Origin of the sequence: Gluconacetobacter azotocaptans (assembly GCF_014174355.1) — a bacterium.
GTDB classification, from domain to species: Bacteria; Pseudomonadota; Alphaproteobacteria; order Acetobacterales; family Acetobacteraceae; genus Gluconacetobacter; species Gluconacetobacter azotocaptans.
This window is the reverse complement of record NZ_JABEQF010000012.1, coordinates 29,637-45,467: the sequence shown is the minus strand read 5'-3', so window position 1 is coordinate 45,467 and position 15,831 is coordinate 29,637. Positions and strand designations below refer to the sequence as shown.

Below are 15,831 nucleotides of genomic sequence, written 5' to 3'. Positions count from 1 at the left end.
TGGGACTACAGTGACGGCATGACGGATTCCGACGCCCTTCATCATTCCCTCCTGACCGTCGATACGCATATCGACATTCCGTGGCCCGACCAGGGCGATATCGGGCAGGACACGGACACGCGGCATGTCGATCTGCCGAAGCTGCGGCGCGGCGGCATCTCGGCGGCCTGCCTGGTCGCCTATGTCGGGCAGGGCCCGACGGACGACGCCCGCCACGCGATGGTGGGGCGTCAGGCGCTGGAGATGCTGGACGCGATCGGGCGGGCCGCCGACACCGGCATGGCGCGGATCTGCCCCCTGGCCGACCAGATTGAAGCCGCGCGCCGCGACGGCGTGACGGCCATCGTCCCGGCGGTCGAGAACGGCTACGCGATGGGCGAGGACCTGTCGCTGCTGGCGCAGTTCCGCGCGAAGGGCGCACGCTACATGACGCTGACCCATAACGGACACAACGCGCTGGCCGATTCCGCCCGGCCGTCGGCGGCCCTGGGCGACAGCGCCGCGCGGCACGGCGGCCTGTCGGGCCTGGGGCGCGAGGCCATCGCCGAGATGAACCGGCTGGGGCTGATGGTCGACGTGTCGCACACCGCGCGCAGCACCATGATGCAGGCGCTGCGCCTGTCGCGCAGCCCGGTGCTGGCCACCCATTCCTGCGTCCGGGCGCTGTGCGACCACCCCCGCAACCTGGATGACGAACAGCTGGACGCGCTGCGCGATTGCGACGGGGTGGTCCACATCACCGCCGTAGACGCCTTTCTGCGCCCGCGCGACATCCGGCAGCAACGCCCCGTCACGGTTGCCGATTACGTGGACCATGTCGATTACGTGGCGCGGCGCATCGGCGTGCGGCATGTCGGCATTTCGTCGGATTTCGACGGCGGCGGCAGCATCGAGGGCTGGCGCAACGCGGCGCAATCGCCCGCACTGACGGCCGAACTGGTACGGCGCGGCTACGACCTGGCCCAGATCGCGGCGATCTGGGGCGGCAATTTCCTGCGCGTCCTGCGCCGTGCCGAAGTCGTCGCCGGCCAACCGGCCTAGCCCCCGGGCCGCCAACCGGCTATATCCGCGGGCCAGATTCATCGCAAACAGGACAGAACATGACCGCCAGCAGCACCGACTACAAGGTCAAGGACATCTCCCTCGCGGAATGGGGCCGCAAGGAAATCTCGATCGCCGAGGGCGAGATGCCCGGCCTGATGGCGCTGCGCGAGGAATTCGGTGCCAGCAAGCCGCTGGCGGGCGCGCGGATCGCCGGCTGCCTGCACATGACCATCCAGACCGCCGTGCTGATCGAGACGCTGACCGCGCTGGGCGCCACCGTCCGCTGGTCGTCGTGCAACATCTTCTCGACCCAGGACCACGCCGCCGCCGCCATCGCCGCGACGGGCGTGCCGGTCTTCGCCTGGAAGGGCCTGTCGGAAGAAGAGTTCTGGTGGTGCATCGAGGCGACCGTGAAGGGGCCGGACGGCTGGACGCCGAACATGATCCTCGATGACGGCGGCGACCTGACCGTGCTGATGCACGACAAGTACCCCGAGATGCTGGCCGACGTGCGCGGCCTGTCCGAGGAAACGACGACCGGCGTGCATCGCCTGTGGGAAATGGCGAAGAAGGGCACGCTGGCCGTCCCCGCGATCAACGTCAACGACAGCGTTACCAAATCGAAGTTCGATAACCTGTACGGCTGCCGCGAAAGCCTGGTGGACGCGATCCGTCGCGGCACCGACGTGATGATGGCCGGCAAGATCGCCGTCGTCGCGGGCTATGGCGATGTGGGCAAGGGCTCGGCGGCGTCGCTGCGCAATGCCGGCTGCCGCGTGCTGGTGACCGAGGCCGACCCGATCTGCGCCCTGCAGGCCGCGATGGAAGGCTACGAGGTCGTGACGATGGAAAGCGCCGCGCCGCGCGGCGACATCTTCGTCACCTGCACGGGCAATGTGGACATCATCACCGTCGACCACATGCGTGAGATGAAGCATCGCGCCATCGTCTGCAACATCGGCCATTTCGATTCCGAGATCCAGATCGAAGCCCTGCGCAACTTCCCTTGGGACAACATCAAGCCGCAAGTCGACGAGGTCGTCTTCCCCGACGGCAAGCGCCTGATCCTGCTGTCCGAAGGCCGCCTGGTGAACCTGGGCAACGCGACGGGCCACCCGTCCTTCGTGATGTCGGCCTCCTTCACCAACCAGACCCTGGCGCAGATCGAGCTGTGGACCGCGCCCGCCGGCAAGTACGAGCGCAAGGTCTACACCCTGCCGAAGCACCTGGACGAGAAGGTCGCCGCCCTGCACCTGGCCAAGGTCGGCGCCGAGCTGACGAGGATGTCGCAGAAACAGGCCGAGTATATCGGCGTTCCGGTTAACGGGCCGTTCAAGAACGACCTGTACCGCTACTAACCGACACCCCGTCCGGCGGCCCCGCGCCGCCGGACGGCCCAGAAGGGAGAGCCGACCATGAGCATTTTCGGCGCCATCATGTCCAAGATCTTCGGCCATGCCGAAGCCGCGGCCACCCCGGCCCCCGCCCCCGTCGCCCCCAGCCCGAACCCCAGCGCGCCGGCGCCCGTCGCCGCCCCCGCGCAGGCGGTGGACGTCGCGGCCATCCTGACCGAGATGGCGGCCAAGGCCGGCCAGCCCCTGAACTGGCGGCAGTCGATCGTCGATCTGCTGAAGCTGCTGGGCCTGGACAGTTCGCTGGCCGCGCGCAAGGAACTGGCGGGCGAGCTGCATTATACCGGCGACACCAACGATTCCGCCGCGATGAATGTCTGGCTGCACAAACAGGTCATGCAGAAGCTGGCGGAAAACGGCGGCAAGGTCCCCGACGACCTCAAATGAGCCGCCGGAGATGACCCAGCGGCCGGCGCGGCGCGACCCTACCCCCCAGCCTTCCGGCGTCGCGCCGGCCGACCCCGTGGAAGAACGCCTGCCGCCGTGGCAGATGCTGGTCTGCGGCCTGCAGCATGTGCTGGTCATCTATGCCGGGGTCATCAGCGTGCCGCTGATCTTCGGCGCGGCGCTGGGGCTGGACCCGGTGCGGCTGATCCTGCTGGTCAATGCCAGCATCCTGACCTCGGGCGTCGCCACGCTGATCCAGACGCTGGGCGTGGGGCCGTTCGGGGCGCGCCTGCCGCTGATCCAGGCGTCGTCGTTCATCGCCCTGCCGCCGATGATCATGATCGCCCGCGATTACGACCTGCCGACCGCCTATGGCGCGGTGATCGGGGCGGGCCTGGCCACCTGCGTGCTGGCGCCGTTCGCCAGCCGCCTGACCCGCTTCTTCCCGCCCGTCGTCATCGGCAGCGTCATCACCGTGGTGGGGCTGTCGCTGATGCCGGCGGCGGCCAACTGGCTGGGCGGCGGACGGCCGGGCGATCCGGGGTTCGGCGCGCCGGCGCACCTGCTGCTGGGCTTCACAACGCTGGCGCTGACCCTGCTGATCACCGCGCGGGCCTCGGGCACCGGCCGCACGCTGGCGATCCTGCTGGGGCTGGCCGGGGGCACCGCCATGGGCGTGCTGACCGGGCAGGCCGATTTCGGCGCGGTCCGTCACATCGCCTGGGTCGCCCTGCCGCCGGTCCTGCCGTTCGGCCGCCCGGCCTTCCATATCGCGCCGATCCTGATCATGACCATGGCGATGATGGTGATCCTGGTGGAAACGACCGGCAACTGCCTGGCCGTGTCCCTCCTGGCCGGCCGGGCCGCCGGCCGCGACGTCCTGACGCGCACCTATGCCGCCGACGGGCTGTCGACACTGCTGGGCGGGCTGTTCGGCGGCACGCCCTATAACGCCTTCGCCCAGAATACCGGCCTGATCGCCCTGACGGGTGTCCGCAGCCGCTTCGCCGTCGCGACGGCCGGCGGGCTGATGGTCGCCATGGGGCTGTTTCCCCGCCTGGGTGCGACGATCGCCTGCCTGCCCCGGCCGGTGCTGGGCGGGTCGGCCATCCTGATGTTCGGCATGACCGCGATGGCGGGCATCCAGGACCTGGCGCGCGTGCGCCTGGGCGGGGGTTCAGGAGGCGGGGCGGGCGCGCTGGTGCCGGCGGTGGCGATCGGCGCGGGCATACTGCCGATGGCCTGCCCCACCCTGTTCGCGCAGCTACCCGGCCCGCTGCGGATCATGACCGGCAGCGGCGTGTTCCTGGCGGCCTTCAGCGCCGTGACGCTGAACCTGCTGCTGTCGTCCGGCACGGCGGCGGAGGTGGAGGCCGAGGCCGAGGCCGCACCCGACGGCGGAGACGACCCCGCCGCCCTGCCCACCCCGCTGCCCTGAGGCCACCATGCCCCACGCCCCCTCCGCCGCCGATCTGGACCTGCTGCGGCAGGCCATCGCCCTGTCGGAAACATCCCGCGCCCAGGGGCGGCATCCCTTCGCCGCCCTGGTCGCCGACGCGCAGGGGCGGGTGGTGACCACCGCCCTGAACAATTCCCTGCCGCCCGAGGGCGACCCGACGCAGCACGCCGAACTGCGCGCGGTGGCGCAGGCGGCGCGGATGCTGGCACCCGACGAGCTGGCGGGCTGCACGCTGTACACCAGCGCCGAGCCGTGCTGCATGTGCGCCGGCGCGGTCTATTGGGGCAATATCCGGCGCGTGGTCTATGCGCTGTCGGAACACCGGCTGCTGGCGCTGACGGGCGCGCATCCGGAAAACCCGACCTTTTCCCTGCCCTGCCGCGAAATCTTCGCCCGGGGGCAGCACGCGACCGAAGTGCTGGGTCCGCTGATAGAAGACGAGGCCGCGCGCCCGCATGCCGGCTTCTGGTGCGACGGGCCGCCCGCGGACTGAGGCCGAGGCGGGATTGCAACGGGCAGGCGGGCATGGCAAGTGTGCCGTTGCGTCCCGCGCGGTCCCGGATGTCCCTATGCCCGACACGATTGCCCCGACCGATGTCCCCTATGCCGATGGCCCCTACGCCGACGCCACCGACGGCCTGGTGTGGGCGGTATCGTGCGCGCCCGGGCACCGGCCGGTCCAGCTGTCGCCCCGGCAGGCGGCCCAGCGGCTGGACGGCGAGGCCACGGAGGGGGACGAGGCCGCCGGAACGTGGATCTGGCTGCATTACGACGTGGTGCATACTGCCAGCCGCGCCCGCGTCGAATCCATCCCCCGCCTGTCCGACGAAGCCCGCGCCACCCTGACCGGAACCGATCGCGGCACCCGGCTGGAAGCCGAGGACGACCTGGTCTATGGCGCGCTGCCGGCCTTCGACGACAGCATGTCCGACGATGACACGAACGTGTCGGCCTGGCGGTTCGCCGTCCTGCCGGACCTGCTGGTCACCACCCGCCGGCACCCCGTCCCGGCGCTGGGCGCGGCCTATCGCTGGTTGCAGCGCGACGAGACCCCGCGCACCCCGGCCGAGATCGTGGACCGGACGCTGCTGGAATTCGCCGACAGCGTACGGCGGAACATCGCGATGCTGGACGATCAGCTTGACCGGGCGGAGGATCTTCTGCTCACACTGGACCAGCATACCGATTTCGGCCGCATCAGCGGCCTGATCGGCAAGGTGCGGCGCCGTTCGACGGAACTGCGCCGCGTCATTTCCCCGGTCGACCGGATTTTCCACAGCGAGGATCTCGAATTGCCGGAATGGGCCGAGGACGATATCCGCGACCGGTCGCAACGCCAGATCCACGCGGCCCTGGACGACCTGCTGGCGTTGCAGGACCGCGCGCGATCGCTGCAGGACGAACTGGCCTCGGGCCAGGCGGAGGAGACAAACCGGCGTTTGTATACCGTGTCGGTCGTGACCACGCTGATGCTGCCCGCCACATTCGTGACCGGTTTCTTCGGCATGAATACGGGGGGAATGTTCCTGGCCAGCGGGGCGATGGGCACGGTCGAGGCCGGGGGCGTGTGCTTCCTGTTCATGGTCATCACCTGGCTGCTGCTGAAATTCGCCAAGCTGCTGTAACCGCCGCGCCCCGATCGCCCCGACCCGGCATCCGGGCGGGGCATCCGGAACCCGTCCCCCAATCCAGAACAACCCGAACGACAGTCGGAAGCCGGGGCGCCCTGTCCCCGCAACCGTGAAGGGAAGACCAACATGGACAGCCAACCCGACACCGCGCACTACCCGCCGCCCGAGGAAACGGACGGCTTTCCCGTCGCCGCGAAATCGCTGCTGTCCGAACGGCGCCTGCATACCCTCAAGCAGGGCGACATGTTCGGCGTGTTCGACCAGACCGGCGACATCCTGTTCGGCGACGGCATCGCGGACGGGCTGTATTTCCACGACACGCGCTATCTGTCCTGCCTGTCGATGACCTTGCAGGGCGTGCGGCCGATCCTGCTGTCGTCCACGGTGCGCGAGAACAACGTGCTGCTGTCGGTGGATCTGACCAACACCGACATCGACGGCCCCGACGGACGGATGGACCACGACCTGCTGCATGTCCGGCGGTCGCGCTTCCTGTGGAACCACGTCTGCTACGAACGGGTCGAGATCCGCAATTTCGACGTCGAGCCCCGCACGGCGCTGCTGGATATCCGCTTCCTGGCCGATTTCGCCGACCTGTTCGAGGCCCGGGGCTCCATCCGGCCCCGGCGCGGCACCCAGCGCCCGCCCGAGGTCGCGGACAACCAGGTCACTCTGTCGTATGACGGGCTGGACGACCGGCGGCGGACGACGGTGCTGCGGTTCTGGCCGCCGCCGGCGTCGCTGGACGCCCGCCAGGCCGCCTACCGCTTCGACCTGGCGCCGGGCAAGCGGGTGCTGGTGCATTTCGAGGTCGCGTGCGACCCCGACGGCACACCGGCCCTGCAACCCAACCGGCGCTTCCTGACCGGCGCGGTCGAGGCCCGGCGGGCGCTGCGCCTGTCGTCGTCGCGCGCGGCGGCCATCGCGACCTCGAACGAGATCTTCAACGAGGCCATCCGGCGCTGCATCTGCGACATCTACATGCTGCTGACGGACAAGAAGACCGGGCCGTACCCCTATGCCGGGGTGCCGTGGTTCAGCACCGCCTTCGGGCGTGACGCGCTGATCACCGCCATGCTGACCCTGTGGCTGGACCCGGAGATCGCGCGGGGGGTCCTGAACTATCTGGCCCGGCACCAGGCGCGGACCGAAGACCCGACCGCCGACGCCGAACCGGGCAAGATCCTGCACGAGGTCCGGCACGGCGAGATGGCGGAACTGGGCGAGGTGCCGTTCCGCCATTATTACGGCTCTATCGATTCCACGCCCCTGTTCGTCATGCTGGCGGGCCAGTACCTGGACCGCACCGGCGACGTCGCGCTGCTGACCTCAATCTGGCCGAACATCGAGCGCGCGATCGACTGGATCGAGCGGTACGGCGACCGCGACGACGACGGCTTCGTCGAATATGGCCGCCGCAACAAGGACGGGCTGATCAACCAGGGCTGGAAAGACAGCTACGACAGCATCTTCCACGCCGACGGCACCCTGGCCGAAGGGCCGATCGCGTTGTGCGAGGTGCAGGCCTATGTCTATGCCGCGCGCCGTGCCGCCGCCGCCATCGGCCGCCGCCTGGGCAAGACCGCCTATGCCGAACGGCAGGACCATCTGGCCGAAAGCCTGCGCGTCGCCTTCAACGCGCGTTTCTGGATCGAGGATCTGGGCACCTTCGCCCTGGCACTGGACGGCCACAAGCAGCCCTGCTGCGTCCGCTCGTCCAATGCCGGGCATATCCTGCTGACCGATATCGCGACGCCGGACCGCGTCCCCCGGCTGGTGGCCGGGCTGATGAACCGGTCGTCCTTCACCGGATGGGGCATCCGCACCATCCCCGAGGGCGAGGCGCGCTATAACCCGATGGCCTATCACAACGGGTCGGTCTGGCCGCACGACAACGCGCTGATCGGACTGGGCCTGGCCCGCCACGGCTATCGCGACGAGGCCGCGCGCCTGTTTCGCGGCATGTTCGACGCCGCCTTCTATACCGACCTGCGCCGCCTGCCCGAACTGTTCTGCGGCTTCACCCGCAACCGGGCGGAAGGCCCCGTCCGCTATCCGGTCGCCTGCTCGCCGCAGGCCTGGGCGGCGGCGACCCTGCCGGCGCTGGTCCAGTCGACCCTGGGGCTGTCCTTCGACCCCGCCACGGTCGCGGTGCATTTCGAACACCCGCGCCTGCCCGATTTCCTGGACGAGATGACCCTGTACAATCTGGAGGTCGGGGGCGACCGGGTGACCGTGCGCCTGGTGCGCGTGGGCGACGAAGTCGCGATCAACGTCGTGGAGCGCAGCGAGACGATCCGGGTGCAGATCTCGACCTGACGGCCTGTTTCGGGGGCGTGGCGCCGACCCCGTCCCCGCGGCAGGATCGCCGCCAAGGCTTTACGAATGGCTTTCGTAGGCGTCCAGGACGGTGGCCGCCGGGCCGTCCATGCGGATGCGTCCGTGTTCCATCCACAGCACGCGCGTGCACCATTCCCGCATGATGGGTAGGGCGTGTGAGGTCAGGACCAGGATGTCCGCCCCGCGGATCACGCCGGTCAGCCGCGCCCGCGCCTTGTCGCGGAACAATGCGTCGCCGGCCAGGAACCATTCGTCCATCAGCAGCACCTGCGGCGCGATGGCGGTGGCCAGGCCGAAGCTGAGGCGCACCGACATGCCCGAGGAATAGAGACGGATCGGCAGGTCGAGGAACGGCCCCAGTTCGGCGAACCCCTCCACGTCCTGTTCCAGCCGGCGCAACGCGGCGTTGTCCAGCCCCATCTGGCGCGCGCGCAGGACGATGTTCTCGCGCCCCGTCAGTTCCGGGTTCATGCCGGCCGAAGGGTCCAGCAGCGCGCTGACCGACCCGGTGACCGACACCCAGCCGCCCCCGGCCTCGTAGATCCCGGCCAGGGCGCGCAGCAGGGTCGATTTCCCCGCGCCGTTATGCCCGATCAGGCCGATGCGCTCGCCGGGCTGGACGGTGAAGCTGACATCGCGCAGCGCATGGACCAGAATGCGCGAGGGGGTGTCGGCCTCGATCTCGCCCCCCGTGCGCAGGCCGGGCGACCTCAGGGCGGCCAGCGGCCGCCGGGCACGGGCGAACAGCGTCTTCTTCAGCGACCTGGCCCCGCCATGAAAGACCGGGAACGACAGCGACAGGTTCTGGGCCGTGATCGAGGCCGAGGGACGCGGATGCGCAGGGGTGTGGGACATGGCGTTACACCCAGAACGCCAGTTGCGACCGGCTGCGGGAAAACACGTACAGGGCGGCCAGGCACAGCAGCCCGCTGCCCAACCCGGCCTCGACCCAGATCCGCAGCGCCGGCACCTGGCCCAGCAGCGGGCCGCGCACGACCTCCAGCAACGGATAGAAGGGGTTCAGTTCGAACCACCAGTCGCGCCCCTTCAGTTGCGAGGCCGACCACATCACCGGGGTGACGTAGAACGCGACCTGCACCACGCTGCCGACGATGGGGGGAATGTCGCGGAAGCGCGCGCAGATGCTGCCCAGCAGCAGGGCCGACGCCAGCCCGTTCACCAGCCACAGCGCCACCCCCGGCAGCGCCATCAGCATCGCCGCGCCATGCCAGACCCCCAGCAGCAGGAACACGCCCAGCGGCACGACGATATTGTGGCCGAAGACGATGGCGGTGCGGACCATCATGCGCATCGCCTGCAGGAAAAACGGCAGGCGCACCGCGCGGATCATCCGTTCGGCGTCCGTGAAGCAGGTGCAGGCCTCGCCCAGGACGCCGCTCACCCCGACCTGCCACAGGATCATCGACAGGGCCAGGTAGGGCAGGTAGCCATGCAGGTCCATGTGGAACAGCCGGCCGTAGATCAACCCCATCGCCCCGATCATGATCGCCGAGGACAGGGTCAGCCAGAACGGCCCCAGCGCCGAGCCCCGATAGCGCAGGCGGATGTCCAGCCAGCCCAGCGACAGCGCCAGCCGCCACATCGTCAGACCTGCCCCGATATCGCGCAGGGCGGCGACGACCCGCCGGACCTGCCGGGGCGCCGGGGCGACGTGCTGACGGCCCATGCCATCCGGCGCGGGGATTTCTGGCAGGATGCTCATGCTCTTGGGCGTTAGCTGATCGGCCGCCCGCCCGCAACCGCCCTCTTGCGGGCCCGCCAGAGGGCCGATGCAGGAGCGTGACGTTGTTGCGCCAAACATGGTCTTTATGTAAAGGCTTAGGGAATATTCCTTTCCATCGGCCTGAACTTCCGGACGGAATCCCGAGGCGCAACCGCGATGCAGACCAGCTTCCCGCGCCAGATCCCGACTTTCGCCATAATCGGTCCCGAACGTCTGCCCTCTTCACGGCGTGGTTCCCGCGCCCGTTCCAGATGAGCATCCTGATGACCCGATCCGCACCCGGTTCCGTACCCCGCCCCGCCCGGCGCCCCAGGGAAACAGCGGTCGGAACGGCGGCCCGGGCCGGCGCGGCCATCGGGCTGGCCGGCCTGCTGGCGGCCTGCGCGACGTCGCCGGGCCCCGGCCTGCCGGTCACGCAGGAGGCCGCGAATTATCGCGCCCATGCGAAATCCTACTACGCCCCGCCGGGTCCGCCGGACGACCCGTGGGGCCCGTATATCGAGGAAGCGTCCAAGCGCTTCGACGTGCCGGAAACCTGGATCCGGTCGGTCATGCAGCGTGAATCCGGCGGTCAGCTGTTCCGCAACGGGCAGTTCGTGACCTCGGCCCCCGGCGCCATGGGGCTGATGCAGCTGATGCCCCCGACCTATGACGAGCTGAAGGGCGAGTACGGCCTGGGCGACGACCCGTTCAACCCGCACGACAACATCCTGGCGGGCACCGCGTACCTTCGGCAGATGTACGACATCTACGGCTCGCCCGGCTTCCTGGCGGCCTACAACACCGGGCCGGGGCGACTGGACGATTTCCTGGTCCACAACCGCACCCTGCCGCGCGAGACCCGCAATTACGTCGCGGCGATCGGCCCGCAGATCGCCGGCATCACGCCCAATGTGCGCTCGCAGGCCGACCTGATGGTCGAGGCTCACGACGCGGCGCGCGGCCACGTCTATCTGGCGGCGCAGACCAGCAGCCAGACGCGCTCGGTCCGCATGGCCTGGGCGCGGCGCAACGACCATGGGGCGGGCGACGACAGCCAGCCGATCCAGGTCGCCGAGGCCCCGCCCGAAACCGACCGCGTGCCCGCCCCCGCCTATACCGGGTGGAAGAGCGTGACGCCCGCCGGCGGCGGGTCGCCGGCCGACAGCGTGCGCGCAGCCTGGGCCGCGCGGACAAAGCAGGACGGCGGACCCGAAGGCCCCGCCGTCGCGCCCCCCACCGAGATCGCCGCTGCCCCGCCGCCCGAGCCCCCCGCGCCCGCCGACCGGGGGTTCCATCTGGTCAACCCGGCGATGGCCGAACCCGCGCCGCTGCTGCGCCACGGCAGCATGGCCCCGACGCCCAGCAACTGGGCGATCCAGGTCGGGGCCTTCGGCACCCCGGCCATGGCGTCGCAGGCCGCGGGCCATGCGCGCACGCGGGCGGCGTCGCTGCTGGGCGCGGCGCGCCCGCAGGTCGCCAGTGTACAGGTGACGCACGGGCACCTGTACCGTGCGCGGCTGACCGGCCTGTCGCACGACGCGGCGGTTGCGGCGTGCCGCCGCCTGGCGCAGGGCGCGGATAACTGCGTTGTCATTTCCCCCGATTCACGGTCCTGACCGCCGTGACGTCACCCCGCCCGGAGGGCGCCTGATGCTTCGTTCCCCTTTCCTGAGACGCTGGACCCGGCTGGGCATGATCCTGCCGGCCATGATGGGCCTAGCCTTCGTGGCGGCCACATCGTTCACGCCGGCGCGGGCCGCCCTGCCGACCGGCAGCACCGCCCCGCTGTTCGACACCCAGGCCAGCCTGGGCGGCAAGGAATTCCATTTCACGCTGGCCGACGCCCTGCATCACGGGCCGGTGGTGCTGTATTTCTACCCCGCGGCCTTCACCCGGGGCTGCACCATCGAAGCGCATGATTTCGCCGACGCCATGGACGAGTTCAAGGCGCTGGGCGCCACCGTCATCGGCGTGTCGATGGACAAGATCGAAACGCTGGACAAATTTTCGGTCAGCGAATGCCGCAGCCGTTTCGCCGTCGCCTCCGACGCCTCGGGCAAGATCGCGACGGCCTACGATTCCAAGATGCCGCTGGTCCGCTATGCCAGCCGGACGTCCTATGTCATCGCGCCCGACGGGCACATCCTGTTCGCCTACAGCGCCATGGCACCGGCGGGACATATCACCGGCACCCTGGCGGCGCTGCGGGACTGGAAGAAGACGGCCGGGGCAAACTGAGTCCCGGCGCGTGATGCCGGAAAATCGGGCTTTGCCCGAACCCACCAGGGCCTGAGGCCCTGGACCCCAATCATGGATAAAGTGAATGGGTTTCCAAAGGGCTAGGCCCTTTGGCGGGTTTCAGGGCAGCGCCCTGACCTAACGCCCCAGCACCGACAGGCAGCGATCACGCAGGCCCCTGAGGCCGGTATCGCGTACCCGCCGCAGGGCGGCGCGGGCGCGGCGGGCATACCCCTTGATATCCGGCACTTCATCGTGCCCGAACGGCCGGGCGCAGACCGATTGCGGGTCCAGCGCCGGATAGCGGGCATCCAGGGTGCGCAGCACCAGCCGCGCATCCTGCGGCAACGCCAGCGCCAGCGCCGTCGTCACCTGGGGGCCACTGTCGGAATCCAGGCCCGGCGCCATCTGGGGCACCAGCGCCATCCAGGCCGGATCGGCTGCGGCGATCCCGGCAGTGACGGTATCGAAATCATTGGAATCGTTCAGGTTGCCCACGGCCTGCGCCGCACCCTGGGTCCGGATCGCCGCCGCGACCCCGGCCGGGGTCGGGTCGCCGGCATCCGGCGTGGCCGCCCGCCCCTGCACAGGGGCGGCCAGCAGGGCCGGCAGGGTCAGGCAAAGGATCGGTCCAAACTTTCGCATCACATTATCATGAGCGATGCGGGCGGGCTTGGGAAGCGAAGGCTGGGATTGTTCCCGGAAACGAGAGGTCGGGCGTTGCCCGATCACCCGCTGCCCGCCTGGGATGCGGAATCGACCACCACCAGCTTGTCGCCGGTCAGCGGGGTCGGTGTGCGGCCCCGGGGCAGCAGCGCGCGGAAGCGGCCGTCATAGCTGGCCGCCTGCTCGTACAGCGCATCCAGCAGGCCGTGGCGATCCATGAAGACGTTCAGCGCCGCGGGAATCCGCACGCAGCCTTCGGACGCCGGGTGGCCGAGGCGGGATTCCAGGAAATCAGGGTCGGTGGCATGGATTTCCAGCCGGATCTGCCCCTTTTCCCGGCTGGGCAGCCAGCCTTTCTCGGCCCATTGCCAGCCCATGTCCCACACCCGCATGCCTTTGGCACCGATACCGCGAATGCCGTTTTCGTTGCGGGTGCCCTGCGCGCGATAGCCGAGGCGGTCGGGCGAATTCACGAATACGCCGGTGGGGGTCAGGTAATAATATTTACGCCCCGCCCGCCCGGTCGAGACCCGGGTGCCCCCCAGCACCTGCCACGCCCCGTCCCCCGGCAGCGCCAGGATGAAACAGACCGTCTGCACACGGGGGTTGCGGTCGACGACCATCAGCACCTGCGCCCGGTCGACGATCGCCTCCCCCTGCGCCAGCTGGGTCCGGGCCAGGCGGATCCACTCCGCCGCGCCGGCAGGCGACGGGGTCATGAAATGGGGAATGTCGCGCTGCATCGCCGCGGCCAGGCGGACGGCCTCGGCCCGGGCCGCGTCGTCATCCAGCGACGGCAACGGGGGGATGTCGATGGCCGGATTTTGCTCGATGGGCGAGGCGATGGCGACCGGACCGGCCCCGGGGACGCCCCCGGGCGGGGCCGGCGATCCGGCGTGGACGGGTGGCGCGCAGCCTGCCAGACCGGCGGCCATGATGGCCACCGCCACCGGATAGACAATCCGCATGCGCTCCCTCGCCCTGATCGACCCCTACGTCATGACGCAGAACGCGCGGCCGCGTTCCCGCCGACAGGTCGGGCGTGCCCCAACCCACCAGGGCCTGAGGCCCTGGACCCAATCATGGATACGAATGGGTTTCCAAAGGGCTAAGCCCTTTGGCGGGTTTCAGGGCAGCGCCCTGAGGCATGCCGTATCAGATGTGGATCGCGCGCTTTTCCACGTCCAGGGCGGCTTCCTTCACGGCCTCGCTCAGCGTCGGGTGGGCGTGGCAGGTCCGGGCGATGTCTTCGGACGAGGCGCCGAATTCCATCGCCAGGGTGGCCTCGGCGATCAGTTCGCCCGCGCCCGGCCCGATGATGTGCACGCCCAGAACGCGGTCGGTCGTGGCGTCGGCCAGAACCTTCACGAACCCGTCGGTCATGCCCATGGCGCGCGCGCGGCCGTTGGCCATGAAGGGGAACTTGCCGACCTTGTAGGTCACGCCGGCATCCTTCAGCCCTTCCTCGGTCTGGCCGACGGTCGCCACCTCGGGCCATGTGTAGATCACGCCGGGGATGGCGTCATAATTCACATGCCCGGCCTGGCCGGCCAGGATTTCCGCCACCGCCATGCCTTCGTCCTCGGCCTTGTGCGCCAGCATCGGGCCGGCGATCACGTCGCCGATGGCATAGATGCCGGGTACGCTGGTCGCGAAATGGGCGTCGGTGACGATCCGGCCGCGCTTGTCCAGCGCGATGCCGGCTTCTTCCAGGCCCATGCCGCCGCTGGCCGCCGTGCGGCCGATGGCCAGCAGGACGATATCGGCCTCCAGCGTCTCGGCCTTGCCGCCGGCGGCGGGTTCGACCGTCAGGATGACGCCCTTGCCGGTCTTCTCGGCCTTGGTGACCTTGTGGCCCAGCTTCATCTGCAGGCCCTGCTTGGTCAGGATGCGCTGGAACTGCTTGGCGATCTCGTTATCGGTCCCCGGTACCAGGCGATCGAAATATTCGATCACCGTGACCTCGGCGCCCAGGCGATACCAGACGCTGCCCAGTTCCAGCCCGATCACGCCGCCGCCGATCACCACCAGCTTCTTCGGCACGGACGACAATTCCAGCGCGCCGGTCGAGGTCACGATGGTCTGTTCGTCGACCTCGACCCCCGGCAGGCCGGCGCTGTCGCTGCCGCTGGCGATGACGATGTGCTTGGCCGTCACCGGCTTGCCGTCGACGGTGATCCGGCCGGTGCCTTCGATCTTGCCGGTGCCCTTCAGCCAGGTGACCTTGTTCTTCTTGAACAGGAATTCGACGCCCTTGACGTTGGCCTCGACCACCTCGCCCTTGCGGGCCATCATCCGGGCCAGGTCCAGCTTGACGCCATCGATCAGGATGCCGTGCCCGGCATAATCATGCGTCGCGGCATGATAGTTCTCGGACGACTGCAGCAGCGCCTTGGACGGAATGCAGCCGACATTCAGGCAGGTGCCGCCCAGGGTCGCGCGCTTTTCCACGCACGCCACCTTGAAACCCAGCTGCGCCGCGCGGATGGCGCAGACATAGCCGCCGGGACCGGCGCCGATGACGATGACGTCGTAATCGGTTTCGGCAGGCGGGGCCACGACAGGTGCGGTCGCCGGAGCGGCGGCCGGGGGGGCAGCGGGGGCTGCCGCCTTCGGCGCGGGCTTGGCCGGGGCGGCGCCGGCGCCGCCTTCGGTCAGCGTGGTCAGCACGGCGCCGACCTCGACCTCGGCCCCTTCGGCCACCGCGTGGGCGCCGAGCGTGCCGGACGCGGGGGCCGCGACCTCGACGCTGACCTTGTCGGTTTCCAGTTCCACGACCGGTTCATCGGCAGCAACGCTGTCGCCCGGCTGCTTCAGCCACTTGCCGATCGTCGCGGTGGTGACGCTTTCGCCAAGCGTCGGCACCTTGATTTCAATAGTCATATTCATGTCCTGCGTTCGATGCGTCGGATGGATCGACGGGCCGGG

At 69.5% G+C, this 15,831-nt stretch carries 14 protein-coding genes; 9 read left to right on the top strand and 5 right to left on the bottom strand.

The window, feature by feature from the left end; genetic code table 11:
- Positions 1 to 18 precede the first annotated feature (18 nt).
- The 7 genes from HLH34_RS14215 to HLH34_RS14185 all read left to right on the top strand — a co-directional run bounded on the left by HLH34_RS14215 (position 19) and on the right by HLH34_RS14185 (position 8,252).
- A complete protein-coding gene (locus HLH34_RS14215; protein ID WP_183120281.1) occupies positions 19 to 1,041 on the top strand; it encodes a dipeptidase in 1,023 nt (340 codons plus the stop codon).
- Between the two features lie 59 nt (positions 1,042 to 1,100).
- Entirely contained in the window at positions 1,101 to 2,402 is a 1,302-nt protein-coding gene (ahcY, locus tag HLH34_RS14210) for an adenosylhomocysteinase (RefSeq protein ID WP_183120241.1), read from the top strand.
- Positions 2,403 to 2,459: 57 nt separating this feature from the next.
- On the top strand, positions 2,460 to 2,843 hold the full coding sequence (locus HLH34_RS14205) for a DUF3597 domain-containing protein (RefSeq protein ID WP_183120240.1): 384 nt from the start codon (positions 2,460 to 2,462) through the stop codon (positions 2,841 to 2,843).
- 10 nt (positions 2,844 to 2,853) lie between these two features.
- Positions 2,854 to 4,281 (top strand): nucleobase:cation symporter-2 family protein, encoded by a 1,428-nt coding sequence (locus HLH34_RS14200; protein ID WP_183120239.1) that lies wholly within the window; start codon positions 2,854 to 2,856, stop codon positions 4,279 to 4,281.
- A gap of 7 nt (positions 4,282 to 4,288) precedes the next feature.
- Positions 4,289 to 4,795, top strand: a complete 507-nt coding sequence (locus tag HLH34_RS14195; protein ID WP_183120238.1) for a nucleoside deaminase — start codon at positions 4,289 to 4,291, stop codon at positions 4,793 to 4,795.
- Positions 4,796 to 4,871: 76 nt separating this feature from the next.
- Positions 4,872 to 5,927 carry a transporter gene (locus HLH34_RS14190; RefSeq protein ID WP_183120237.1) on the top strand — a complete coding sequence of 352 codons (1,056 nt, stop codon included), beginning with the start codon at positions 4,872 to 4,874 and terminating at the stop codon, positions 5,925 to 5,927.
- Positions 5,928 to 6,059: 132 nt separating this feature from the next.
- Entirely contained in the window at positions 6,060 to 8,252 is a 2,193-nt protein-coding gene (locus HLH34_RS14185) for an amylo-alpha-1,6-glucosidase (RefSeq protein ID WP_183120236.1), read from the top strand.
- Between the two features lie 60 nt (positions 8,253 to 8,312).
- Here the strand turns inward: HLH34_RS14185 and HLH34_RS14180 are convergent, their stop codons facing one another.
- Entirely contained in the window at positions 8,313 to 9,128 is an 816-nt protein-coding gene (locus HLH34_RS14180; protein ID WP_183120235.1) for an ABC transporter ATP-binding protein, read from the bottom strand.
- 4 nt (positions 9,129 to 9,132) lie between these two features.
- Positions 9,133 to 9,996, bottom strand: a complete 864-nt coding sequence (locus HLH34_RS14175; protein WP_244959977.1) for an ABC transporter permease — start codon at positions 9,994 to 9,996, stop codon at positions 9,133 to 9,135.
- A gap of 284 nt (positions 9,997 to 10,280) precedes the next feature.
- On the opposite strand from HLH34_RS14175, the gene HLH34_RS14170 reads away from it, so the two are divergent.
- Positions 10,281 to 11,615 (top strand): lytic transglycosylase domain-containing protein, encoded by a 1,335-nt coding sequence (locus tag HLH34_RS14170; RefSeq protein WP_183120233.1) that lies wholly within the window; start codon positions 10,281 to 10,283, stop codon positions 11,613 to 11,615.
- Between the two features lie 34 nt (positions 11,616 to 11,649).
- A complete protein-coding gene (locus HLH34_RS14165) occupies positions 11,650 to 12,237 on the top strand; it encodes a peroxiredoxin (protein ID WP_183120232.1) in 588 nt (195 codons plus the stop codon).
- A gap of 138 nt (positions 12,238 to 12,375) precedes the next feature.
- On the opposite strand, the gene HLH34_RS14160 is transcribed toward HLH34_RS14165, so the two are convergent.
- The 3 genes from HLH34_RS14160 to lpdA form a co-directional block, all read right to left on the bottom strand.
- Positions 12,376 to 12,882 carry a hypothetical protein gene (locus HLH34_RS14160; protein ID WP_183120231.1) on the bottom strand — a complete coding sequence of 169 codons (507 nt, stop codon included), beginning with the start codon at positions 12,880 to 12,882 and terminating at the stop codon, positions 12,376 to 12,378.
- A gap of 83 nt (positions 12,883 to 12,965) precedes the next feature.
- Positions 12,966 to 13,838 carry a L,D-transpeptidase gene (locus HLH34_RS14155; protein WP_373318555.1) on the bottom strand — a complete coding sequence of 291 codons (873 nt, stop codon included), beginning with the start codon at positions 13,836 to 13,838 and terminating at the stop codon, positions 12,966 to 12,968.
- A gap of 220 nt (positions 13,839 to 14,058) precedes the next feature.
- Positions 14,059 to 15,786, bottom strand: a complete 1,728-nt coding sequence (lpdA, locus tag HLH34_RS14150; RefSeq protein ID WP_183120230.1) for a dihydrolipoyl dehydrogenase — start codon at positions 15,784 to 15,786, stop codon at positions 14,059 to 14,061.
- Positions 15,787 to 15,831 lie beyond the last annotated feature (45 nt).

Coding starts and splice junctions, on each gene's coding strand:
- HLH34_RS14215 (WP_183120281.1), top strand. CDS start 19: ATGACGGATTCCGACGCCCTTCATCATTCCCTCCTGACCGTCGATACG.
- ahcY (WP_183120241.1), top strand. CDS start 1,101: ATGACCGCCAGCAGCACCGACTACAAGGTCAAGGACATCTCCCTCGCG.
- HLH34_RS14205 (WP_183120240.1), top strand. CDS start 2,460: ATGAGCATTTTCGGCGCCATCATGTCCAAGATCTTCGGCCATGCCGAA.
- HLH34_RS14200 (WP_183120239.1), top strand. CDS start 2,854: ATGACCCAGCGGCCGGCGCGGCGCGACCCTACCCCCCAGCCTTCCGGC.
- HLH34_RS14195 (WP_183120238.1), top strand. CDS start 4,289: ATGCCCCACGCCCCCTCCGCCGCCGATCTGGACCTGCTGCGGCAGGCC.
- HLH34_RS14190 (WP_183120237.1), top strand. CDS start 4,872: ATGCCCGACACGATTGCCCCGACCGATGTCCCCTATGCCGATGGCCCC.
- HLH34_RS14185 (WP_183120236.1), top strand. CDS start 6,060: ATGGACAGCCAACCCGACACCGCGCACTACCCGCCGCCCGAGGAAACG.
- HLH34_RS14180 (WP_183120235.1), bottom strand. CDS start 9,128: ATGTCCCACACCCCTGCGCATCCGCGTCCCTCGGCCTCGATCACGGCC.
- HLH34_RS14175 (WP_244959977.1), bottom strand. CDS start 9,996: ATGAGCATCCTGCCAGAAATCCCCGCGCCGGATGGCATGGGCCGTCAG.
- HLH34_RS14170 (WP_183120233.1), top strand. CDS start 10,281: ATGACCCGATCCGCACCCGGTTCCGTACCCCGCCCCGCCCGGCGCCCC.
- HLH34_RS14165 (WP_183120232.1), top strand. CDS start 11,650: ATGCTTCGTTCCCCTTTCCTGAGACGCTGGACCCGGCTGGGCATGATC.
- HLH34_RS14160 (WP_183120231.1), bottom strand. CDS start 12,882: ATGCGAAAGTTTGGACCGATCCTTTGCCTGACCCTGCCGGCCCTGCTG.
- HLH34_RS14155 (WP_373318555.1), bottom strand. CDS start 13,838: ATGGCCGCCGGTCTGGCAGGCTGCGCGCCACCCGTCCACGCCGGATCG.
- lpdA (WP_183120230.1), bottom strand. CDS start 15,786: ATGACTATTGAAATCAAGGTGCCGACGCTTGGCGAAAGCGTCACCACC.